General features: G+C 54.1%; 21 protein-coding genes. 5 read left to right on the forward strand and 16 right to left on the reverse strand.

Features of this window, described 5'->3' with window-relative positions:
- The first annotated feature begins 70 nt into the window (after nt 1–70).
- Complete coding sequence (rlmF, locus tag ACZRJQ_RS18160) at nt 71–1,087, forward strand: 23S rRNA (adenine(1618)-N(6))-methyltransferase RlmF (protein WP_463979712.1); 1,017 nt, start codon at nt 71–73, stop codon at nt 1,085–1,087.
- A 101-nt stretch (nt 1,088–1,188) separates the two neighbouring features.
- Here rlmF and ACZRJQ_RS18165 read toward each other — a convergent pair whose 3' ends face one another.
- A complete protein-coding gene (locus tag ACZRJQ_RS18165) occupies nt 1,189–1,470 on the reverse strand; it encodes an HU family DNA-binding protein (RefSeq protein WP_003440137.1) in 282 nt (93 codons plus the stop codon).
- Nucleotides 1,471–1,868: 398 nt separating this feature from the next.
- Between ACZRJQ_RS18165 and yejK the strand changes: the two genes are divergently transcribed.
- Both yejK and ACZRJQ_RS18175 read left to right on the forward strand, forming a co-directional pair.
- Entirely contained in the window at nt 1,869–2,873 is a 1,005-nt protein-coding gene (yejK, locus tag ACZRJQ_RS18170) for a nucleoid-associated protein YejK (RefSeq protein WP_463979713.1), read from the forward strand.
- Nucleotides 2,873–3,223, forward strand: coding sequence for a glutaredoxin family protein (locus tag ACZRJQ_RS18175; protein ID WP_463979714.1), 351 nt, complete (start codon nt 2,873–2,875; stop codon nt 3,221–3,223). Before yejK ends, ACZRJQ_RS18175 begins: the two co-directional genes overlap by 1 nt.
- 19 nt (nt 3,224–3,242) lie before the next feature.
- Here the strand turns inward: ACZRJQ_RS18175 and ACZRJQ_RS18180 are convergent, their stop codons facing one another.
- From ACZRJQ_RS18180 to ACZRJQ_RS18210, 7 genes are all read right to left on the reverse strand, one after another.
- Nucleotides 3,243–3,551: a GIY-YIG nuclease family protein gene (locus tag ACZRJQ_RS18180; protein WP_463979715.1), complete on the reverse strand. Its 309-nt coding sequence runs from the start codon at nt 3,549–3,551 to the stop codon at nt 3,243–3,245.
- A 46-nt stretch (nt 3,552–3,597) separates the two neighbouring features.
- Nucleotides 3,598–4,068, reverse strand: a complete 471-nt coding sequence (locus tag ACZRJQ_RS18185; protein WP_463979716.1) for a nuclear transport factor 2 family protein — start codon at nt 4,066–4,068, stop codon at nt 3,598–3,600.
- Nucleotides 4,069–4,165: 97 nt separating this feature from the next.
- On the reverse strand, nt 4,166–5,461 hold the full coding sequence (locus tag ACZRJQ_RS18190) for a CynX/NimT family MFS transporter (protein ID WP_463979717.1): 1,296 nt from the start codon (nt 5,459–5,461) through the stop codon (nt 4,166–4,168).
- A gap of 303 nt (nt 5,462–5,764) precedes the next feature.
- Nucleotides 5,765–6,529 (reverse strand): amino acid ABC transporter ATP-binding protein, encoded by a 765-nt coding sequence (locus tag ACZRJQ_RS18195; protein ID WP_463979718.1) that lies wholly within the window; start codon nt 6,527–6,529, stop codon nt 5,765–5,767.
- A 9-nt stretch (nt 6,530–6,538) separates the two neighbouring features.
- Complete coding sequence (locus tag ACZRJQ_RS18200; protein ID WP_463979719.1) at nt 6,539–7,636, reverse strand: amino acid ABC transporter permease; 1,098 nt, start codon at nt 7,634–7,636, stop codon at nt 6,539–6,541.
- 10 nt (nt 7,637–7,646) lie between these two features.
- The gene (locus ACZRJQ_RS18205) at nt 7,647–8,828 is read right to left on the reverse strand and encodes an amino acid ABC transporter permease (protein WP_463979720.1); all 1,182 of its coding nucleotides are present in this window, start codon (nt 8,826–8,828) and stop codon (nt 7,647–7,649) included.
- 68 nt (nt 8,829–8,896) lie between these two features.
- Nucleotides 8,897–9,925 carry an amino acid ABC transporter substrate-binding protein gene (locus tag ACZRJQ_RS18210; protein WP_463979721.1) on the reverse strand — a complete coding sequence of 343 codons (1,029 nt, stop codon included), beginning with the start codon at nt 9,923–9,925 and terminating at the stop codon, nt 8,897–8,899.
- Nucleotides 9,926–10,344: 419 nt separating this feature from the next.
- Here ACZRJQ_RS18210 and ACZRJQ_RS18215 point away from each other — a divergent pair, with 419 nt between their 5' ends.
- Both ACZRJQ_RS18215 and rhlB read left to right on the forward strand, forming a co-directional pair.
- A complete protein-coding gene (locus ACZRJQ_RS18215) occupies nt 10,345–11,001 on the forward strand; it encodes an alpha/beta hydrolase (protein ID WP_463979722.1) in 657 nt (218 codons plus the stop codon).
- Between the two features lie 84 nt (nt 11,002–11,085).
- Nucleotides 11,086–12,576 carry an ATP-dependent RNA helicase RhlB gene (gene rhlB / locus ACZRJQ_RS18220; protein WP_463979723.1) on the forward strand — a complete coding sequence of 497 codons (1,491 nt, stop codon included), beginning with the start codon at nt 11,086–11,088 and terminating at the stop codon, nt 12,574–12,576.
- 68 nt (nt 12,577–12,644) lie between these two features.
- On the opposite strand, the gene ACZRJQ_RS18225 is transcribed toward rhlB, so the two are convergent.
- From ACZRJQ_RS18225 to ACZRJQ_RS18260, 8 genes are all read right to left on the reverse strand, one after another.
- Complete coding sequence (locus ACZRJQ_RS18225; RefSeq protein ID WP_463979724.1) at nt 12,645–14,240, reverse strand: lipase family protein; 1,596 nt, start codon at nt 14,238–14,240, stop codon at nt 12,645–12,647.
- 603 nt (nt 14,241–14,843) lie between these two features.
- Nucleotides 14,844–15,632, reverse strand: a complete 789-nt coding sequence (locus ACZRJQ_RS18230; RefSeq protein ID WP_463979725.1) for a hypothetical protein — start codon at nt 15,630–15,632, stop codon at nt 14,844–14,846.
- Nucleotides 15,629–16,417 (reverse strand): hypothetical protein, encoded by a 789-nt coding sequence (locus tag ACZRJQ_RS18235; RefSeq protein ID WP_463979726.1) that lies wholly within the window; start codon nt 16,415–16,417, stop codon nt 15,629–15,631. Before ACZRJQ_RS18235 ends, ACZRJQ_RS18230 begins: the two co-directional genes overlap by 4 nt.
- The gene (locus ACZRJQ_RS18240; protein WP_463979727.1) at nt 16,414–17,202 is read right to left on the reverse strand and encodes a hypothetical protein; all 789 of its coding nucleotides are present in this window, start codon (nt 17,200–17,202) and stop codon (nt 16,414–16,416) included. The genes ACZRJQ_RS18235 and ACZRJQ_RS18240 overlap by 4 nt, the downstream gene beginning before the upstream one ends.
- Entirely contained in the window at nt 17,199–17,987 is a 789-nt protein-coding gene (locus tag ACZRJQ_RS18245; RefSeq protein WP_463979728.1) for a hypothetical protein, read from the reverse strand. The genes ACZRJQ_RS18240 and ACZRJQ_RS18245 overlap by 4 nt, the downstream gene beginning before the upstream one ends.
- Nucleotides 17,984–18,757 carry a hypothetical protein gene (locus tag ACZRJQ_RS18250; protein WP_463979729.1) on the reverse strand — a complete coding sequence of 258 codons (774 nt, stop codon included), beginning with the start codon at nt 18,755–18,757 and terminating at the stop codon, nt 17,984–17,986. The genes ACZRJQ_RS18245 and ACZRJQ_RS18250 overlap by 4 nt, the downstream gene beginning before the upstream one ends.
- The gene (locus ACZRJQ_RS18255) at nt 18,754–19,608 is read right to left on the reverse strand and encodes a DUF4123 domain-containing protein (protein WP_463979730.1); all 855 of its coding nucleotides are present in this window, start codon (nt 19,606–19,608) and stop codon (nt 18,754–18,756) included. Before ACZRJQ_RS18255 ends, ACZRJQ_RS18250 begins: the two co-directional genes overlap by 4 nt.
- Nucleotides 19,605–21,674, reverse strand: a complete 2,070-nt coding sequence (locus tag ACZRJQ_RS18260) for a type VI secretion system Vgr family protein (RefSeq protein ID WP_463979731.1) — start codon at nt 21,672–21,674, stop codon at nt 19,605–19,607. The genes ACZRJQ_RS18255 and ACZRJQ_RS18260 overlap by 4 nt, the downstream gene beginning before the upstream one ends.
- Nucleotides 21,675–21,749: the final 75 nt, after the last annotated feature.

A 21,749-nucleotide genomic window follows, 5' to 3' on the forward strand; every position in this document is an offset into this window, starting at 1 on the left:
CGCGAGCAAGCTCGTTTCTACAGGGGGTTTTAGGGCTTGCCCGCGATTGCTTTTGTGGAATGAATTGAACATGACAACGCCCCGCACTTCCAAAGCCACACGCCACAAGCCCAAGGCTGCCAGCGAAGCCAAGCCGGCCGAGCCACGCGTCAAACCCAGCCTGCACCCGCGCAACCGCCATCAAGGGCGCTATGACTTCCCACAGCTGATTTCGGTCTGCCCGGAACTGGCGGAGTTTGTGATCATCAACCCGTACGGCAAAGAAAGCATCGACTTTGCCAACCCGACAGCCGTGCGCGTGTTCAACCGCGCTCTGCTCAAGGCGTTCTACGGCATTGCTCACTGGGACATCCCGGCTGATTATCTGTGCCCGCCCGTACCGGGTCGCGCGGACTACGTGCATTTTCTGGCCGACTTGCTGGCCACCATGAACGATGGCGAAATCCCACGCGGTTCAAATGTGCGCGTGCTGGACATCGGCATGGGCGCCAACTGCGTTTACCCGCTGATTGGCCATAGCGAATACCGCTGGCAGTTCCTTGGCACTGAAGTTGACCCTACTGCCGTCAAGGCGGCCAAGGCAATTGTGCAGTCCAACAGTTTGAACAAAGCCATCAGCCTGCGTCTGCAACCTAACCCGCAGAAGATCCTGCTGGATGTACTGGAAAGCAGCGAGCGTTTTGATCTGACCATGTGCAACCCGCCCTTCCACGCCTCGTTGGACGAAGCAACCCGTGGCAGCGAACGTAAGTGGCGCGCACTGGGCAAAGCCGACCCCAAGCGCAAGTTGCCGGTTCTGAACTTCGGCGGCCAAGCGGCTGAACTGTGGTGCGAAGGTGGTGAGCAGCGCTTTGTTACCCAACTGATCCGCGAAAGCGTTGAAGTAGGCCGTCAGATCCTGTGGTTCAGCGTTCTGGTGTCCAAGGCATCCAACTTGCCAGCAATCCAGACCGCACTGAAAAAAGCCGGTGCACGGGAAAGCCGAGTGGTGGACATGTCGCAAGGCAACAAACAAAGCCGCTTTGTCGCATGGACCTTCCATGACAAAGATCAGCAACAAATGTGGCGTGAAAAAAACTGGAAATAGGATGAGCGTGTAGTCACTGACGAGGCTCGTCAGCGACTACGGCACTCATAAAAAAACCGCGCATCGGAATGCTCCGATGCGCGGTTTTTTTATGAATCGTCTTACTTGTTAACAGCGTCAGTCAGGCCTTTGGCCACAACGAGCTTGATAACTTTTTTGGCAGCGATTTCGATGGCTGCGCCAGTCGAAGGGTTACGGCCAGTACGGGCAGGACGCTCAGTCACTTTCAGTTTGCCAATACCTGGCAGAGTGATTTCGCCGCCATTTTCCAATTGATCAGCAACGATCTGAGCCAGTTGGTCCAGAGCGTTACGCGCGGTAGTTTTCGGCGCGTCGATAGCTTCAGCGATATCGGCGATCAGTTGGTCTTTAGTAATAGCCATTGAGATGTTCCTTCCCTATCAAATTCATTTGGTTTGCAGAGTGCAAAGTCAGCTATCGAGCCAGATCTCAAGGGTCTGGCACGCCCGTTTGCTTTCACGACGAATCGCGGATGTAGAGTGCTAAAACGGGGTTTGGTTCGACCTGACACATGCTGAATGCACGCTTTGCGCCGTTACCGAGCGCAAGACCGGGCAAAACTAGCACAGCGACGAGCAAATATCCGCCTCTACCTCGCCATTTGGTCAGCTTTATCGCCTTAAAACCGTAAAAAAATGCCTCTGGGCAGTCAGAAGCCCCCTTAACACCAGACCGGAGGCTGCCCTAGGGCTTAGGTGCGTTACACTTGGCGCTTTTACGGGGTGCTCACCCTGCCCCCTCATTACACGCCGAGAAGCCCATGCCGATCCGTCATTGCATCGTCCATTTGATTGAAAAAAAACCCGACGGTACGCCCGCTGTTCTCCACGCTCGCGACTCCGAATTAGCCGAGTCGATGGCCATCGAGAACATGCTCGCTGACCTCAACGAAAGCTATAACGCCAAGCAAGGTAAAGCCTGGGGGTTTTTCCATGCCGAGTCTGGCGCACACCCGTTCAGCGGCTGGCTTAAAGAGTATCTGGACGGCGGCAAGGATTTCACCGCTTTCAGTCGCATCGCGGTTGAGCATCTGCAAAAACTGATGGAGGAGTCCAACCTCTCCGTGGGCGGCCACGTGCTATTTGCCCATTACCAGCAAGGCATGACTGACTATCTAGCCATCGCCCTGCTGCATCACAGTGACGGCGTTGCCGTTAACAGCGAACTGGATGTCACCCCATCGCGCCATCTGGATCTTGGGCAATTGCATTTGGCGGCTCGAATCAATATCTCCGAGTGGCAGAACAACAAACAGTCCAAGCAGTACATCTCGTTTATCAAAGGCAAGAATGGCAAAAAAGTCTCGGAATACTTCCGCGACTTCATCGGCTGCCAAGAAGGTGTGGACGGCCCTGGCGAGACTCGTACGCTGCTCAAGGCTTTCAGCGATTTCGTTGAAAGCGAAGACCTGCCTGAAGAGTCCGCCCGTGAAAAAACCAAAACCTTGGTCGATTACGCCAGCAGTCAGGCCAAAATCGGCGAGCCTATGGGCCTGGAAGAACTGTCCGAGCTGATTGACGAAGAACGCCCAAAAGCGTTCTACGACCACATCCGCAACAAGGACTACGGCCTGTCCCCCGAGATTCCGGCAGACAAGCGTACCCTTAACCAGTTCCGCCGCTTCACGGGGCGCGCTGAGGGCTTGTCCATCAGCTTTGAAGCACACCTGCTGGGCTCCAAGGTCGAATTTGACGAAGAGGCCGGCACGCTAGTGATCAAAGGCTTGCCGACCCAGTTGCTCGATCAACTCAAGCGCAGCAAGTAATGCTCAACGGCATTCTGAAAAAAGTCCTGTTTGTTCTGGTCGTGGTCGTTGTGTTTCAAAACTGGGGCAAGATCGAGCGGGTGCTTAATCCGTCAGGTGCTGTGGCTGAACACACCCGGGCCAATGCTCGGGTTGTGCTGTATGCCACCGAGTGGTGTGGCTACTGCAAGGCCACTCGACGCTTTTTGGATCAAAAAGGCATCCCGTTTAAAGAGTTTGATATCGAAAAGGATCCCGCTGCCCGCCAAGCGTATGAAGCCTTGGGCGGTCGCGGTATTCCGATTCTCGACGTCAATGGCACGTTGATTCGAGACTTCAACCCGGACGCGATTCTCGCCGCCCTGAAATAACCCGGTAAGCGCGAGCTTGCTACAAAGGGTTTGGCTGCAATAACTGACTTTGCACCAAGCATTCCTTGGCGCTCTTTTTGAGCTTTTTGATCAAGCGCTCCTGGCGCAACGCTTCACCTTTGTCCGGCCAAGACTCGACGTAGACCAACGCCACGGCGGGGCTTGAGGCAAAAAAACGCGCACCTTTGCCACACTGATGCTGACTAAACCGACGCAACGGGTCATCACTGATTCCGCAGTACAACGAACCGTTGGCCGCACGTACCAAATACACAAACCAAGGTTTGGGCGCAGAAGTGGGGGTCGCAGGGGCAAGGAGTTGTGTCACGCCCATTTCACCGTCATGAAAAAGAGCCAAATCTTATCAGAGTGCCTTAACGCGCCGTTTGAAACGCCTTGAGCCCTTTGTGGGCCTGAGCCCTGATGGCGTTTTTCACCAAAGGTGTCCAGCCCAACAACAAACCTTTGATGCCCAGTGCCTGACGTGACCACTGCCATAAATCGAAGTGGTCACGGTGCTCACAGATCTTGCCGTCGCGAAACACAAAACGCGCCTGAATGTTGTTAATCACAATATTGCCGGTCTGGCTGAACACATAAGTGGCCACCCAGTGCGCACTGCCCGCTCGATCATCGGCCTGTACCTGATCAAACGTGAGCGTGAAATCCTTGGCCCGCGAGGTCAGCATGCGCCACATATCCCGCGCATCCTTGCCCTGCAACTCCCCAAACACCGGATCACTAAAGCGCACGTCATCGGTGTAACACGCTGCCATGCCCTCAGCATCGAGGCGCTGAAAGGCTTCGTAAAAACGAGTTATCACAGCGTGATGGACTGTGTTCATTGCGGGCTCCGTGCAGGTCTGAATGCCTGCACGATAATCTGCAATGGTTAGAAACACTATCGCTATCCGCTACGACCTTAACGCAGGTCAGCTCAGGTCAAATTTTTTCGCTGCGCGCATTCACATACTGTGCCCGCCCGGCGCCGAGCCCAGCAATGATGGCTCCAGTGCCAATCACGCCAAAAATCCAGCCCAGTGCGCTCCAGCCACCTGTTAGTTCATGCACCACGCCTACCGCAAACGGCCCCATCGACGCCACGGTGTAACCAATGCCTTGGGCCATGCCCGACAAGTTGGCAGCCACATGGGAGTCGCGCGAGCGCAGCACAATCAGAGTCAGCGCCAGACTGAACGTACCGCCCTGCCCCAGCCCGAGCACAATCGCCCAGCCCCACAAGCCGTCCAGCGACGCATACAGACAGCCGAACAAGCCCGCCAGTGTCATGCCCATGACCACAACAATCGCCAACCGCTGATCTTTACCCCGCGTTGCCAGCCAAGGGGCTGTCAACGCGGTAATCAGTTGCACAATCACCGAGCCCGACATCACCAGACCCGCTTGGGTCGGGGTCAAACCACGACCAATCAAAATCGAAGGCAACCAGCCAAACACGATGTACGACAGCGACGATTGCAAACCCATGTACAGCGTCACTTGCCACGCCAGCGGGTCGCGCAACAAACCACTCACCCGATAACTCACCGAGTGGGCGCCTTGGCGCTTGCCCACTTGTGGCAACCAAAACACGGCGGCAATCACCGCAGGCACTGCCCAAAAGCCCAACCCTAGCGCCCAGCTGTGACCCAAATAATCGCTCAACGGCACCGTTGCACCCGCCGCCAGCGCAGCGCCCAGGCATAAAGCCATCGTGTACACGCCCGTCATAGTGCCCGCATGGCCTGCAAAATCACGCTTGATGATGCCCGGCAACAACACACCAATTACCCCGATACTGGCACCCGCCAGAATGCTCCCAGCGAACAGCCCGACTTCACCGAAACAACTGCGCAAAATAATCCCGCCACCCAGCGTCAGCAAAATTCCCAGCACCACCCGCTCAGTCCCAAAACGGCGGGCAAGTATCGGAGCCAAAGGCGCAAACAGCCCAAGGCAAAGCACCGGTAAGGTGGTCAACAAACCCGCTTGGGCCGCCGACAACCCCAAACTGTTCGACACCTCGCTGAGCAACGGCGCCATGCTCGACAACGCCGGACGCAAATTCAACGCCACCAACACCAGCCCCAGGAGCAACAACCACGGGCGCAACACCTGCACAGGCGCCTGCTGCACGATCTCGTCGTCGACTTCTGCGTCGATCAAGAGTTCTTGCAAGTCGTCCAGGTGACGAGCGGGGTCGGTGTTGTGAGTGGATAGCGAGGCATTGCGCGTCATGAGCATCTCCGGGTCAAGGCAGTTGACGAAGTCCGGCGTAGCGCCACGACTTGTAACGGGAAAGGTCTGACAAATAGCTCGCCTGTCAGCACATTCCTCTAGGGAATTTTCCGACATGGTAGTCAGCACCCCGCGCAAGGGCAATCGACGGCGCGCTCTGGGCCGCAATATCAAGAGGGGGATTGGGTTATGAACGTGTGGCCGCTACCGCAGGTGGCGAAACGGCCGCAGGGCTTGTGTCCTTGAATGACACAAGCCCTGCGGGCTCGATTGCAGCCTGCGGCAGCGACTACACACAGCCCATCAATGCAGGATTTGATTCAAGAACAGCTTGGTGCGATCGTTTTGCGGGTTGTCAAAGAAGTCGTTGGGCGCTGCCTGCTCAACGATTTCGCCCTTGTCCATGAAGATCACGCGATTAGCCACGGTGCGGGCAAAGCCCATTTCATGGGTCACGCACAGCATTGTCATACCGTCTTGTGCCAGGCCAATCATGGTGTCGAGCACCTCTTTGACCATCTCCGGGTCGAGTGCCGAAGTCGGCTCATCAAAGAGCATGATTTTTGGCTTCATGCACAGCGCCCGGGCTATCGCCACCCGCTGTTGCTGACCACCCGACAGTTGCCCCGGAAACTTGTGCGCCTGCTCCGGGATACGCACCCGCTCCAGATAGTGCATGGCAATTTCTTCGGCCTGACGCTTGGGCATTTTGCGCACCCACATCGGCGCCAGTGTGCAGTTTTGAAGGATGGTCAGGTGCGGAAACAAATTGAAGTGCTGAAACACCATGCCCACTTCGCGACGCACGGTTTCGATCTGCTTGATGTCGTTGGTCAGCTCCACACCATCGACCATGATGCGCCCCTGCTGATGTTCTTCAAGACGATTAAGGCAGCGAATGGTGGTCGATTTACCCGAGCCTGACGGCCCGCACAATACAATCCGCTCGCCCGGCTGCACGTTGAGGTTGATGTCTTTGAGGACATGAAACTGGCCATACCATTTGTTGACGCCCTGCATCTGAATAATGCCTTCAGGGCTCGCAGGTTGTTTGATTGCTTCACTCATGTCGCACTCCTAACGCTTGTGGCCAGTGTCCAGCTTGCGCTCCAAATGAATGGAGTAGCGGGACATACCAAAACAGAAAATCCAGAACACCAACGCTGCAAACACATAGCCTTCGGTCGCCATGCCTAGCCACTTGGGATCAGCCGCGGCTTGCTTGACACTGTTAAGCAGGTCGAACAGGCCAATGATGATCACCAGACTGGTGTCCTTGAACAGGGCAATAAAGGTGTTCACGATGCCGGGGATTACCAGCTTCAAGGCCTGGGGCAAAATCACCAGCCCCATGCTGCGCCAATAACCCAAACCCATTGCCGCTGCGGCTTCGTATTGGCCTTTGGGAATGGCCTGCAAGCCACCGCGCACCACTTCGGCAACATAGGCCGACTGGAACAAGATCACTCCGATCAAGGCCCGCAGCAGCTTGTCGAAGTTCATGCCTTCGGGCAGAAACAGCGGCAGCATCACCGATGACATAAACAGCACTGTGATCAGCGGCACACCACGCCAGAACTCAATAAACGTCACACACACCACGCGAATGGCCGGCATGTCAGAGCGTCTACCCAGCGCCAGCAAAATACCCAGTGGCAATGCACCTGCGATGCCCACCGTGGCGATCACCAAGGTCAGCATCAAGCCGCCCCATTGGCTGGTGGCCACACTGGTCAGCCCCCAATAACCGCCATGTAACAGGCTGTAGGCCAAAATCGGGTACACCACCAAAAAGCCCAGCCCGTAAATTGCCTTGCGCTCAAAGCGCGAGATAAATAGCGGCGCTGCGCCGATCACCGCCAGCCACACCGTCAAGTCCACCCGCCAACGCAACTCGGACGGGTAATAGCCGTACATAAATTGGCCAAAGCGTTGTTGGATAAACACCCAGCAAGCGCCCTCTTTGGTGCAGTCGGCGCGGGTGGTGCCCACCCAATTGGCGTCAAAGATCATCCAGTTCAGCAGCGGCGGCACAATCAGCCAAACCAAATAACACGCAAACAGGGTGAGCAACGTGTTAAGCCAACTGGAAAACAGATTGGCCCGAGCCCAAGCCACAATGCCGATGCGGTTACCGGGCGGCGGCATGTCGGGTTTAAAAACATGTGTCGTCATGGTCGCGTCCTCATCGTTCGATCAGCGCAATGTGCGTGTTGTACCAATTCATCAACAACGAAATGCTGATGCTGATGGCCAAGTACACGCTCATGGTGATGGCGATGACCTCAATGGCTTGCCCGGTCTGGTTCAGCACCGTGCCGGCAAACAGTGAAACCATCTCTGGATAACCGATGCCCGCCGCCAGCGACGAGTTTTTCACCAGGTTCAGGTATTGGCTGGTCAACGGCGGAATGATGACCCGTAGCGCTTGCGGGATGATCACCATGCGCAACATCGGCCCAGGGCGCAGCCCCAGCGAACGCGCAGCTTCGGTTTGGCCATGACTGACCGACTTGATGCCCGAACGCACGATTTCGGCAATAAAAGCCGCCGTATAAACCGTGAGCGCAATGGTCAGCGCCAGCAGTTCGGGGATCAGCACCCAACCGCCAACAAAGTTAAACCCCTTGAGTTCGGGCATTTCCCAATGCACTGGCGCGCCCAAAATCAGCACACACAGCCCGGGAATGACCAGCAACAGCGCCAGACCAACCCAAAAGGTGTGAAACGGCACGCCCGTGGCCTCAAAACGCTTTTTGGCCCAGCGCGCCATTAACACAACAGCCGCAATCGCCAGCAGCACGCTGACAACAAATGGCCAAAAAACGTCAGTCCCGATGGCCGCAGGCATGTTCAAGCCACGGCTGCTCATATAGAAGGTGTCAGCAACGTTGTGGCTGTTGCGCGGCCCCGGCATGGTCAAAAACACGGCGAAGTACCAGAACAGGATTTGCAGCAACGGGGGAATATTGCGAAAAACCTCAACGTAAACTGTGGCCAGCTTGCTGATCATCCAGTTCGACGACAAACGCGCCACGCCGATGATGAAGCCCAAAACAGTCGCCAGTACGATACCAATCACCGAAACCAGCAAGGTGTTGAGCAGGCCAATCACAAAGACGCGGGCATAACTGTCCGATTCGGTGTAATCAATCAAATGCTGCGCGATGCCAAAGCCGGCACTGCGCTCCAAAAAATCAAAGCCTGAGGTAATGCCTCGATGTTGCAAATTGGTCTGGGTGTTATTGAACAAGTACCAGCCCAACGACACCACCAACACAATGGTGACGATTTGAAATAACCACGCACGCACACGTGGATCGCCAAGGCTAAGCCCCAGCTTGGGTGCGCTGACTTTAGTCTGCATGAAGTGCCCCTGAAAAATTGGATCAGAACAACATCACCCGGCAGTTGGCCTACCGGGTGAAAGGACCATCAGCGCACAGGTGGTGCGTATTGAATGCCGCCGTTGTTCCACAGGGCGTTCATCCCGCGGTCAATTTGCAACGGTGTGTCTTTGCCAAGGTTCTTCTCAAACACTTCGCCGTAGTTACCCACTTGGCTGACGATTTGCACCACCCAGTCCTTAGGCAGCTTTAGGTCTTTGCCGTACTCACCGTCAGCGCCCAACAGGCGGGCAACGTCAGGGTTTTTAGTGGCTTTAGCTTCGGCCACTACGTTTTTGGAGGTGATGCCTGCTTCTTCAGCATTGAGCATCGCGAACAAGGTCCACTTGACGATGCTGAACCAGTCTTCATCCCCCTTACGCACCACTGGGCCCAGTGGCTCTTTAGAGATGGTCTCTGGTAAAACGATGTAGTCCGTTGGGTTGGCCAACTTGCTGCGCTGTGCATACAGCTGGGATTTGTCCGAGGTCAGCACGTCACAGCGCCCGCTTTCTAGCGACTTGGCGCTTTCATCCGAGGTGTCGAAGGTAATGGGGGTGTATTTAAGGTTATTGGCCCGAAAGTAATCCGACACGTTGAGTTCAGTTGTAGTCCCGGCCTGGATGCAGATGGTTGCGCCGTCCAGCTCTTTGGCGCTTTTTACGCCCAGCTTGTTATTCACCAAAAAACCAACGCCGTCGTAATACGTCACACCGGCAAACACCATGCCCATGCCTGCGTCACGCGAACTGGTCCAAGTGGTGTTACGCGACAGCACATCAATTTCGCCCGATTGCAGTGCAGTGAAACGCTCTTTGGCGTTCAACTGGCTGAACTTGACCTTGGTGGCGTCGCCAAAAACAGCAGCGGCCACGGCGCGGCAAATGTCGGCGTCGATCCCCAAAATCTTGCCGTCTTTGTCGGGCACCGAAAAGCCCGGCAAACCATCACTGACACCACACTGCACAAAGCCTTTCTTTTTAACCCCGTCCAATGTCGCGCCGGCATGAGCAACACCACTGATGCTCAACATGATCGCTGCGGTGGCTAACGCCAAGGTGGATTTCAACTGCTTCATTCAAACCTCCAGTTTTGCTTTTATTGTGTTTGAACAAGACCCGCCGCCCCCTTGTGAGGCACTGTTGACCCGTGTTGGCTTTTTATTGGGTCAAGCGGCATAAGCCTTGAGCGATGGGTGCATCGCACTAACCTTCAAACTGAAGCGCTCACTTGAGCTGCTGAACTCCTTGTCAAACTTCACCCTGAAGCTTTTTGCTGCCCCACCTCGGCAGTTGCCTGTTAGTGTTACCGCCGTAGGTGAGCGCCTTTACCTCCCTGTACACATAGCAAAGCGCGTACCACTGTGGCCTCAGAAGCGATTCACCCCTGTGTTTTCAGAAGAATCGTTCAAGCACACGGCATCACCTTCAATAAGTCCGCGAATATGCACACTTGTCGCGCACCCTAACTGCGCGCACGCACAACGATGGAGCAGCCATGCACACACCTTTGATTATCGAACCCCAAAAGCCCGCAGACGCTTGTGTTATCTGGCTCCACGGCTTGGGTGCCGACCGCTATGACTTCTTGCCAGTGGCCGAAGCGCTGCAAGAGTCATTAATGAGCACGCGCTTTGTTTTGCCTCAGGCGCCGACCCGTGCGGTGACGATCAATGGCGGATATGCCATGCCTAGCTGGTACGACATCAAAGCCATGAGCCCGGCGCGTTCGATCAGTGAAGATGAGCTCAATGAATCAGCCGACAGCGTCATTGCCTTGATCGAAGCCCAGCGCCAGAGCGGTATCGACAGCAACCGGATCTTTTTGGCCGGTTTTTCACAAGGCGGCGCCGTGGTACTGCACACCGCGTATTTGAAATGGCAGGGGCCTTTGGGTGGCGTACTTGCCCTCTCCACTTACGCCCCCACATTCAGTAATGAGCTGGAGTTGTCTGCCAGCCAGCAGCGAACCCCGGCTTTGTGTCTGCATGGTCAGTACGACGATGTAGTCCAAAACGCTATGGGTCGTACGGCCTATGAACACTTGAAACGGTTGGGTGTGACCGTTACATGGCAGGAATACCCAATGGGTCACGAAGTGTTACCGGAAGAAATCCGCGACATCGGCGCTTGGTTGACCAAACATCTGGGCTAATACCGAAACATAGGGCCGCTCACTACGCCGAGCACGCGACTTGCATTACACTGCCCGGCGTACACTCCTTAACCAACTGATGAGATGACCGTGCTCAAAGCACTCAAAAAAATATTCGGTAAAAGCGAGGCTGAGCCGCTCGCGCCAGCTTCCTCGACACCTGCGAACACCCCCAGCCCGCGTGCCGACGCGCAACAGCCTGGCCGTTCTGCTCCTGCTCAAGCGCCGGTGACCACCCCCGTCGCACAGCCCGCACCAGAACCGGTGCGCGCCGAAAAACCAAAAGTTGCCAAACCACGGCGTGAAGTGGCCCCAAAACCACCGATCATTCCCTGGAAACTCGAAGACTTCGTGGTAGAGCCACAAGAAGGCAAAACCCGCTTTCACGACTTCAAGCTCGCCCCTGAGCTGATGCACGCCATTCAAGATCTGGGCTTTCCTTATTGCACGCCGATTCAGGCACAAGTGCTGGGTTACACCCTGAGCGGCCGCGATGCCATTGGCCGCGCTCAAACCGGCACGGGTAAAACCGCCGCCTTTTTGATCTCGATCATCAGCCAGTTGACCCAAACCCCGCCGCCCAAAGAGCGCTACATGGGTGAGCCACGCGCGTTGATCATTGCGCCCACCCGCGAGCTGGTGGTGCAAATCGCCAAAGACGCTGCCGACCTGACCAAATACACCGACCTCAACGTCATGACGTTCGTGGGCGGCATGGACTTCGACAAGCAGCTCAAACAGCTTGAAGCCCGTCATTGCGACATTCTGGTGGCCACACCGGGCCGTTTGCTGGACTTCAACCAGCGCGGCGAAGTGCATTTGGACATGGTTGAAGTGATGGTGCTCGACGAAGCCGATCGCATGCTCGACATGGGCTTCATCCCGCAAGTACGCCAGATCATTCGCCAGACGCCACCCAAAGCCGAGCGCCAAACACTGCTGTTCTCGGCGACCTTTACCGAAGACGTGATGAACTTGGCCAAGCAATGGACCACTGACCCGGCCATCGTCGAAATCGAAGCGCAAAACGTCGCCAACGAACTGGTTGAGCAACACGTTTACGCTGTCGCGGGGGCAGACAAGTACAAATTGCTGTTCAACTTGGTCAACGACAACGGCTGGGAACGCGTGATCGTGTTCGCCAACCGCAAAGATGAAGTGCGACGTATCGAAGAGCGCTTGGTACGCGACGGCATCAACGCCGCGCAACTGTCTGGCGACGTGCCGCAACACAAACGCATCAAAACCCTCGAAGGCTTCCGTGAAGGCAAGGTTCGCGTGCTGGTAGCCACCGACGTGGCAGGCCGCGGCATTCACATCGACGGCATCAGCCACGTAATCAACTTCACCCTGCCTGAAGTGCCTGACGACTACGTACACCGCATTGGCCGTACAGGCCGGGCCGGTGCCAGCGGCGTGTCGATCAGTTTTGCCGGTGAAGATGACTCGTACCAACTGCCGTCAATCGAAGCCCTGCTGGGTCGCAAGATCAGCTGCGAAACACCGCCGACCGAACTGCTGCGCCCGGTCGTGCGCGCAGTGCGCAAGCCGCTGGACCCAACCGAAACAGCCTGATTTTTGGGCGCCAGCAAGACATGAGCAGGCTCGGGCCTACACAAGGCCTGCGCCGCAGCCTTTGATATTTAGACTAAGTCCAGAATGTCACCCGCATAGGGCGCGCCGACAACGTGGGTGCCGAACGAGGCATACATTTCAGCCGCCGATATGCCCTTGGGCGCCATCGCCAACTGTTCTATACGCTGGTTTTCGGGGTGAGCTGCCCAACGCTCTACATTCTCGGCCAGGGGTTCAGGGTGTGCGGCATGCGTGCCATACACGTCCCCCGCTTGAAGCGCTTTATAGCCCAGCGTGTGTAGGCGGTCGCGAGTCTCTTTTATCTTCGACACTTCCCGACGCAGGCTATCGACCGCTGACTGGGAAGCACGCACATAAGGATGCGCCTGCTGCTTTAGCCAACTGCGCCTTTGTTCCAGTTGCGCTTCAACCCGCGCCAACATTTCATCGACCCATTCCAGCTCAAGACTGGTCACTCGTGGGCGCTTGGCGGTCATGGCTTCTTGCCAGCGCTTGAGCGTTGCCCAACTGCACGGCACATAACCTCCGGTCATTGAGTGATTGCCCGCATCCAACAACTGCCTGCCTAACCCACCCCGTGCGGGCAGCCCTTCATATTGCTCAAGCGCCAGCGTGCAGGCCGCATGCTGGGCCAGCGTTTCACAGCCCGGTGCCCACAAAATATGTGAAACCTCACCGCCGCCGAAATCCACCGGTAAAAAGTGCTGCAAGTTCCCATGATGGGCATACGGGTCGCCCTCCCAGTTGACCGTATTGGCCACAAAAGCGGCGAACTGCACCGGCACATTACGGATAAGAATCCCTGCCCCCGGCATAAAATCGGCAGGTTTTAGCTTCATCCAGGTCATTGGCACGCTAGGCACCGGGTCGTTGTGATTGACCATGCGGTGATGCACCAAGGGTTTGGCCGCCTCCACAAAGCTTGCATCCCCTGCCCGTGGCGCACCGTAGGTGTAGAGCAAAATGTCGTACTCCTCAGGTCTACGGCGTAGCATCTCCGACAGCAAAAAAGCGATGGCCCCACCAAGGCTGTGGCCGCAGATTAGTAGTTTTTGGCCGGAGTAGAATTTTTCCAGGTATTTACCCACAAAAGTTGAAGCCACTTTTGCTGCCTCATAAAACCCGCGATGAACAGAGCCAGCTCCCTCTTCAAAAGCCACCTGAAAAGCATCGATATCCCGCAGTGCATCCGGCAATAGCTCGCTGGTACCACGCACTGCAATCAGGATGATTTCATCGTTATGGGTGGCGAACGCCTGGGTGTCGGTCTCGTCAACATCGCCACGATCATCCAGAAAATGGATTTTAGAGGGGCTTTCCTGATCAGGGCCTAACTGTGGGTTGTTGTCCGGGTACAACACGGGATCAAACGGAGCAATTTCAAAGCGTTTGGAATAAGCAACGTCTTCATACAGCGGGTAAAAGGCCTGTGCCTGCCCGGCATCCACTTGCCAGAGTTCCTCAAACTTGGCCAGCCCATCAGCAAACCAATTGCCCGAACTAGGAGCTTGGCCAAAGGTGACACTGGGCGTTTCAATCGGATGCTGGTCTGGGGCTTGACCAAATGGGCAGTAACTTAATGTGGCCATCAGTGCTAACTGGTATAGGTTGAGCGCACAAAACTCTGGGTCCGTCGACAACATGGGGCGTAATGCCCGCAGCGGCCGCACTTGCAATACCGTATGCCGACTGCCGGCTATACAAACTCCCCGCAGGCCATGCTTCCCCATCACCTCTCGCGCCCCCGGGCTCGGAGGGTAATAACACTTAACTTTAGGCGGCAAATGAGACATATGCTCAACCAAATGCCGTACTTCAATTTGGCAGTAATCCGTGTTCACAAGCCCCAGCACCGGATTATCTTGAGTGCGCCTGCCATCTTTATTGATATAACGGGTTTGTTCGGCCCTGACCTGAAGTTCGGTAATTTGTAGGGGGTAATATTCTCGAATCATTAATGCACTGTAGTAGTCATCTACACCTTGATATGACGACAACATCGTTACGGCAATAGGCCCTGCAAAGTGATCACGTACCGTCCCTGTTCCTGCCGAATCTAAAAAACCACTGTACTTGAATCCTTCCGAATCAATAGCTTCATACACTAACTCAGCGTAAGGCTGTCCCAAACCAAACTCATCTACCAGTTGAAAACTGGTTTCTTTAACTTGTAAAGGGCATGAAAGCATTCGATTGTTGAAATCATTATCTTGTTTTTCCGCAGAAACCATCACGTTCTCCTACCCTTACTCTGTACACCCAGGATAAACAGTGCACTGCTTGCCATCCGGCATCATGAAGTGGCTAAAATCTTTTTCGTTACCCCGACAAAAAGCATATTGATCTTCAAACCCTTTACCCATGCAGCGCTTCCAACCATTAGGAAATTCCACCCACGTATCCCCCATATACGGCCTTTCTTTTTCCGCCAAATTAATTTTCATTTTTACCGTTTTGCCCGGCAATTGATCAAGGGTATAGCCTGCAACAGGGCCGCCACGAGTTGATGGGCGGCCAACGTTCACATCTTTGCAATTCAATAGCTTTCTGAGCACTCGCGTTTTCCCAGACGTTCTAAACAGCCATTCACACTCACCGTAAAAAACACTTTCCCCCGTAGCATCAAAAGTTTCCGTATCAATTGCATCCAGCTTTTCCTTAACAACCACCTGAGCCCAATCAGCACCAAAATCCAACCACGCCCCACCATACACCGCATACATCTCTAACTTTATGTTATACACAACCAATGAACAGCCATTACGCACACGCCGAATTTCGATTTCAATATCAGGCTTATAATCTTTCCACCACTTATAATTAAACGCCGACGCTTTATTATCTTTAGTACCCACCGTACAGGTCTCCCCCGGCGCGGGCACATAAATAACAATCGCCTTATATCTAAATCCCGGTGGCATATCCACGGTAAAAGTGAAGGTGTTTGGCTCTCTTAAATACCAGCCGACCGCAAGCACAGCACAACTGGCCAGCGCACAGCACACAATCCATCGTTTTCTGACTATGCCCTTCACTCGGTACACCCCGGATAAACAGTACATTGCTTGCCATCCGGCATTATGAAAGAACTGAAGTCTTTATAATTACCATTACAAAAAGCATATTGATCTTCAAAGTTATCCCCCATACAACGCTTCCATCCATTTTCGACCTTCACCCACGTATCACCGATGGCAGACCTTTCTTCTTTCGCCAAGTTAATTTTCATTTTTACCGTTTTGCCCGGCAATTGATCTAGGGTATAGCCTGCAACAGGGCCGCCACGGGTTGATGGACGGCCAACGTTCACATCTTTGCAATTCAATAGTTTTCTGAGCACTCGCGTTTTCCCAGACGTTCTAAACAGCCATTCACACTCACCGTAAAAAACACTCTCCCCCGTAGCATCAAAAGTTTCCGTATCAATTGCATCCAGCTTTTCCTTAATAACCACCTGAGCCCAATCAGCACCAAAATCTCCTCTATCCTCTCCATACGTCGCGAATATTTCGAGTTTGATGTTATAGACCACCAATGGGCATCCATTGCGGATTTTGCGAATTACAATTTCGGAGTCAGGTTTATAATTTTCCCGCCACCAGTCATTGAACACTGGAGCTTTATTGTATTTTTTGGGTACCGTACAGGTCTCCCCCGGTGCAGGCACATAAATAACAATCGCTCTATATCTAAACCCCGGTGGCATATCCACGGTAAAAGTGAAGGTATTTGGCTCTCTTAAATACCAGCCGACCGCAAGCACAGCACAACTGGCCAGCGCACAGCACACAATCCATCGTTTTCTGACTATGCCCTTCACTCGGTACACCCCGGATAAATAGTACATTGCTTGCCATCCGGCATCATGAAAGAACTGAAGTCTTTATAATTACCATTACAAAAAGCATACTGATCTTCAAAGTTATCCCCCATACAACGCTTCCATCCATTTTCGACCTTCACCCACGTATCACCGATGGCAGACCTTTCTTCTTTCGCCAAGTTAATTTTCATTTTTACCGTTTTGCCCGGCAATTGATCAAGGGTATAGCCTGCAACAGGGCCGCCACGGGTTGATGGACGGCCAACGTTCACATCTTTGCAATTCAATAGCTTTCTGAGCACTCGCGTTTTCCCAGACGTTCTAAACAGCCATTCACACTCACCGTAAAAAACACTCTCCCCCGTAGCATCAAAAGTTTCCGTATCAATTGCATCCAGCTTTTCTTTGATAACCACCTGAGCTCTGCCAACACCATAATCGCCCCTATCTTCTCCATATTTCGCAAACATCTCGAGTTTGATGTTATAGACCACCAATGGGCATCCATTGCGGATTTTGCGAATTACAATTTTGGAGTCAGGTTTATAATTTTCCCGCCACCAGTCATTGAACACTGGAGCTTTATTGTATTTTTTGGGCACCGTACAGGTCTCCCCCGGCGCAGGCACATAAATAACAATCGCCCTATATCTAAACCCCGGTGGCATATCCACGGTAAAAGTGAAGGTGTTTGGCTCTCTTAAATACCAGCCGACCGCAAGCACAGCACAACTGGCCAGCGCACAGCACACAATCCATCGTTTTTTGACTATGCCCTTCACTCGGTACACCCCGGATAAATAGTGCACTGTTTGCCATCCGGCATCATGAAGTGGCTAAAATCTTTTTCGTTACCCCGACAAAAAGCATATTGATCTTCAAACCCTTTACCCATGCAGCGCTTCCAACCATTAGGAAATTCCACCCACGTATCCCCCATATACGGCCTTTCATTTTCCGCCAAGTTAATTTTCATTTTTACCGTTTTGCCCGGCAATTGATCAAGGGTATAGCCTGCAACAGGGCCGCCACGGGTTGATGGACGGCCAACGTTCACATCTTTGCAATTCAATAGCTTTCTGAGCACTCGCGTTTTCCCAGACGTTCTAAACAGCCATTCACACTCACCGTAAAAAACACTCTCCCCCGTAGCATCAAAAGTTTCCGTATCAATTGCATCCAGCTTTTCCTTAATAACCACCTGAGCCCAATCAGCACCAAAATCTCCTCTATCCTCTCCATACGTCGCGAATATTTCGAGTTTGATGTTATAGACCACCAATGGGCATCCATTGCGGATTTTGCGAATTACAATTTCGGAGTCAGGTTTATAGTTTTCCCGCCACCAGTCATTGAACACTGGAGCTTTATTGTATTTTTTGGGTACCGTACAGGTCTCCCCCGGCGCGGGCACATAAATAACAATCGCCTTATATCTAAATCCCGGTGGCATATCCACGGTAAAAGTGAAGGTATTTGGCTCTCTTAAATACCAGCCGACCGCAAGCACAGCACAACTGGCCAGCGCACAGCACACAATCCATCGTTTTCTGACTATGCCCTTCACTCGGTACACCCCGGATAAACAGTACATTGCTTGCCATCCGGCATTATGAAAGAACTGAAGTCTTTATAATTACCATTACAAAAAGCATATTGATCTTCAAAGTTATCCCCCATACAACGCTTCCATCCATTTTCGACCTTCACCCACGTATCACCGATGGCAGACCTTTCTTCTTTCGCCAAGTTAATTTTCATTTTTACCGTTTTGCCCGGCAATTGATCTAGGGTATAGCCTGCAACAGGGCCGCCACGGGTTGATGGACGGCCAACGTTCACATCTTTGCAACTTAGCAGCTTAGCAAGTCGGCGTTTTGAACCTGATGTTCTAAACAGCCATTCACACTCACCGTAAAAAACACTTTCCCCCGTAGCATCAAAAGTTTCCGTATCAATTGCATCCAGCTTTTCTTTGATAACCACCTGAGCTCTGCCAACACCATAATCGCCCCTATCTTCTCCATATTTCGCAAACATCTCGAGTTTGATGTTATAGACCACCAATGGGCATCCATTGCGGATTTTGCGAATTACAATTTCGGAGTCAGGTTTATAATTTTCCCGCCACCAGTCATTGAACACTGGAGCTTTATTGTATTTTTTGGGCACCGTACAGGTCTCCCCCGGCGCAGGCACATAAATAACAATCGCCCTATATCTAAACCCCGGTGGCATATCCACGGTAAAAGTGAAGGTGTTTGGCTTGCCCCAAGAGCAACTGGTGAGCAAGTAAATACCCATTATCAAACCGGCATATTGAATAAGCCGCTTCATAGGGCACCCTCGCCTGCCCAGAATCTGGCGGTTTGGTTTATTCGTTCAAAGTGTTCGGTTGGGGTTTCTTGCGCGCGCGGGTGCCATTGAACCGGCAGTTCAAACGAGGGATATTTCAGGCTGTGGCTCAATAAAAACTCCAACTGCTCTGAAGCTAACCAGCCCCATGTGTCAGCCAATTCCCGTTGTTGGCGGATCCACGCCTGAGACGGGCGTTGTGCACCAAGGCGCAAAAATGCCTGCTGATGCTGCTCCAGCAAAAAACGCCGGGCGTTGGCCTCGCGAATGTGCGCCGCAGTAGCTGAAGGCATGGGCACGTGCAACCAGCCCGGCGTATCTGGCAGCGGGTAGTGGCCGGGGGCTGGGTTGTCGGTCACGGCCCAACATTGCCCCTGCCAGTAACAGGCGCTGAGAGTGGGGCCGAGAAAGGCCGGCAGTGCATCTGGGAGCAAATACTCAAGGGCACGGGTCAACACGCGGTTGTCCTGAAAGCGGTACAACCCTTGGTTGGGTCGTGTACCGATTAAAAAACGTTCGCGCCAGTGCTTCAGCAACGCGGGTAAATCACCCCGCGCAATACTGGTCAGCCAGCCCCAGTGGCGCTCGGGAGCATTAAGCAGTTCGTTCAAACACTCCCTGTCATCGGGGCCGAGCAGTATCAAGCATGGCCCTGCATGGGCCAGTTCTGCTACCGCTGTTTGGCTGTAAACGCTGCAATAACGCTCGTAAGCGCGCTCACTCAACAGCGCCTGTTGGGCACGCTTCTCGTTCAGAGCATCCAGCACTAAACACACGTCATGCCCTTGGCGACGCTGCATCTCAATCCATTGTTCAGGCATTACAGCGCTCATTGCTGCGCTCCTTCAGGTAGGCACAAGCCGTTTTTGCAGGCTTCGCACACCGGACAAATGTCTGCATCAATGGCCTTGGTCATCGTCATCAGCGCCAGTTGTGAGGGGGCAATAGACGTGGGCAGATCTTGTGCCGTTAACACATGCCCAACCTGGCCCGGCAACAACGGAGCCGCTGGCGTCGCCGGCATGGGCACGCCACCTAATAAAATCGGGCTGCTGCTATAGATACCCGCCGCGCTGATCACCAAGTGTTGGCCGCCCGCCATCAGGGTGATCATGAAACCCGCCTCCAGCACCACAAGCGCGCCGGCCTTTACATGAATGTCTTGCCCCGCCTCAGCGACCAGCACTTGCCCCACGCTGGTGTGGCTGCTGGCTGCCACCTGTAAGTGATCGCTGGCGTTGAGCTGCGTTTTTCGATCGCCCGTGACGGTGCGTTGATCTTGGGCTTCAAGCACCGTCACGCTGTTGCCGGTGATGAGGGTTCGGTGCTCACCCCCCACTTGCAGGCGACTGTCGTTTTTGACGATTTGCTCCATGTCACGCTGGGCATGCAGGTAGATTTGCTCCTGGCCTTTGCGGTCTTCGATGCGCAGTTCGTTGTAGCCGCCCCCGCCCGGTGTGCTGCGGCTGCGCAGTACGCTTTGGGTTTTATTGGCGGGCAGGTCGAGGGGCGCCGGGTTAAGGCTGTTGATCAGGCACCCGGCAATGATCGGCTGATCCGGGTCGCCTTCCAGATAATCAACCAACACTTCCATACCCACTCTGGGGAGGGTCATCGCACCAAAATGATCGCCCGCCCAGCTTGAGGCCACTCGCAGCCAACAGCTGCTTTTGTCGTTGTCGATGGCGCTGCGATCCCAATGAAACTTGACCCGAACCCTGCCGAATTTATCGCAATGGATCTCTTCGCCCGCAGGCCCGGTCACACGAGCAGTTTGGCTACCGAGCATGCGTGGCTTGTCGAAAACCTTTTGTGGGCGGTAGGTCATGTCCTCGGGGATGGCGCTAAAGGTGTTGCGGTAGCCTTGGGTAAAGCCGTCCACGTTTTTCGACGGCACGCTGGGTGCGTACTCTTCCAGCACTTGCGGCTGTTTACCTTCGTGATGGACGTGGGTCAGTAGCCAGTCGGTATTCCATGCCGGGGTCGAGTGTTCGGTCATGGTTAGCAGGTAACCGCTGCGCAAGGTCGGTTGATCGCTGTGGCCATTAACCTGTTGATAGCCCGTTTGATGGTGCTCCAAAGCGCGCTGACTGTGGCGCTCGCCGTGAGCCGTTTGCTTGAAGCGGCCGGGGTAGGTGTAGCTTTCGAGTATGGGTTCGTTGCGTTTAACGCGACGGCTGGCTTGTAGCGTCCAGCTGGCTTTTTCAAAATCGTAATCACGGTGGGCGGTGTGATTGGTCTGGGTGTGCAGACTCAATTCAAAGCGATTGATAGCGGCGTGTTTAGCCACCATGCCTGAGCGCTGTACGTAAGGTGTTGGATGTTCCAACCCGGTAAACGCCTGCTGTTTATCGCCGAAAACCAGCACATGGCCGTCGGGAGAATGCCGAAAGTGGTAGTGAAAACCCTCTTCAAAGCACAGGCGTTGAATGAAGTGCAAATCGGACTCGCCGTATTGCACGCAGTATTCCCGAGGTGGGTAGGTCGAGAATGAGCTAAACAGGTAGGCGTCACTGAGAATGCCGTGCTCTTTAAGCAGCTTCTCGATGATGTGCTGCACGGTCATATTCTGAAAAATGCGGTGGTTAGTGCGATAACCCAAGTAGGTTAAAGACGGCACAAGCGTCAGATGGTAGTGAGTCAGCCGTGTGCCAGGGCTGCTCATGCCAATGCGGGAGATCTGCCCGTGAACACCTGAACCCTGCTCATCAAAGGCTAAAAAGGCAGGCTGATGCAGCAACGCTTCAATATCCAGATCAGCGCGATCACTGACCAACTGAACATCGAACGCATACGGGGTGCTGATGGCTTCATCGCCCGTGAATCCGAGCACATGAAACGCATGTTGCGTGGCGTGAATGGCAAGGCTGAAACGGGGGGATCGAGCAGGCGTGAGCATCCGTGGCTCCTCAAACAAAAAGGCCACGCTTTAGAAAAAGGTGGCCCCAAAGAAAAGAGGTGAACGCTAACGGAT

Source organism: Pseudomonas sp. E315, assembly GCF_055406205.1.

Coding starts and splice junctions, on each gene's coding strand:
- rlmF (WP_463979712.1), top strand. CDS start 71: ATGACAACGCCCCGCACTTCCAAAGCCACACGCCACAAGCCCAAGGCT.
- ACZRJQ_RS18165 (WP_003440137.1), bottom strand. CDS start 1,470: ATGGCTATTACTAAAGACCAACTGATCGCCGATATCGCTGAAGCTATC.
- yejK (WP_463979713.1), top strand. CDS start 1,869: ATGCCGATCCGTCATTGCATCGTCCATTTGATTGAAAAAAAACCCGAC.
- ACZRJQ_RS18175 (WP_463979714.1), top strand. CDS start 2,873: ATGCTCAACGGCATTCTGAAAAAAGTCCTGTTTGTTCTGGTCGTGGTC.
- ACZRJQ_RS18185 (WP_463979716.1), bottom strand. CDS start 4,068: ATGAACACAGTCCATCACGCTGTGATAACTCGTTTTTACGAAGCCTTT.
- ACZRJQ_RS18190 (WP_463979717.1), bottom strand. CDS start 5,461: ATGACGCGCAATGCCTCGCTATCCACTCACAACACCGACCCCGCTCGT.
- ACZRJQ_RS18195 (WP_463979718.1), bottom strand. CDS start 6,529: ATGAGTGAAGCAATCAAACAACCTGCGAGCCCTGAAGGCATTATTCAG.
- ACZRJQ_RS18200 (WP_463979719.1), bottom strand. CDS start 7,636: ATGACGACACATGTTTTTAAACCCGACATGCCGCCGCCCGGTAACCGC.
- ACZRJQ_RS18205 (WP_463979720.1), bottom strand. CDS start 8,828: ATGCAGACTAAAGTCAGCGCACCCAAGCTGGGGCTTAGCCTTGGCGAT.
- ACZRJQ_RS18210 (WP_463979721.1), bottom strand. CDS start 9,925: ATGAAGCAGTTGAAATCCACCTTGGCGTTAGCCACCGCAGCGATCATG.
- ACZRJQ_RS18215 (WP_463979722.1), top strand. CDS start 10,345: ATGCACACACCTTTGATTATCGAACCCCAAAAGCCCGCAGACGCTTGT.
- rhlB (WP_463979723.1), top strand. CDS start 11,086: ATGACCGTGCTCAAAGCACTCAAAAAAATATTCGGTAAAAGCGAGGCT.
- ACZRJQ_RS18225 (WP_463979724.1), bottom strand. CDS start 14,240: ATGTTGTCGACGGACCCAGAGTTTTGTGCGCTCAACCTATACCAGTTA.
- ACZRJQ_RS18250 (WP_463979729.1), bottom strand. CDS start 18,757: ATGAAGCGGCTTATTCAATATGCCGGTTTGATAATGGGTATTTACTTG.
- ACZRJQ_RS18255 (WP_463979730.1), bottom strand. CDS start 19,608: ATGAGCGCTGTAATGCCTGAACAATGGATTGAGATGCAGCGTCGCCAA.
- ACZRJQ_RS18260 (WP_463979731.1), bottom strand. CDS start 21,674: ATGCTCACGCCTGCTCGATCCCCCCGTTTCAGCCTTGCCATTCACGCC.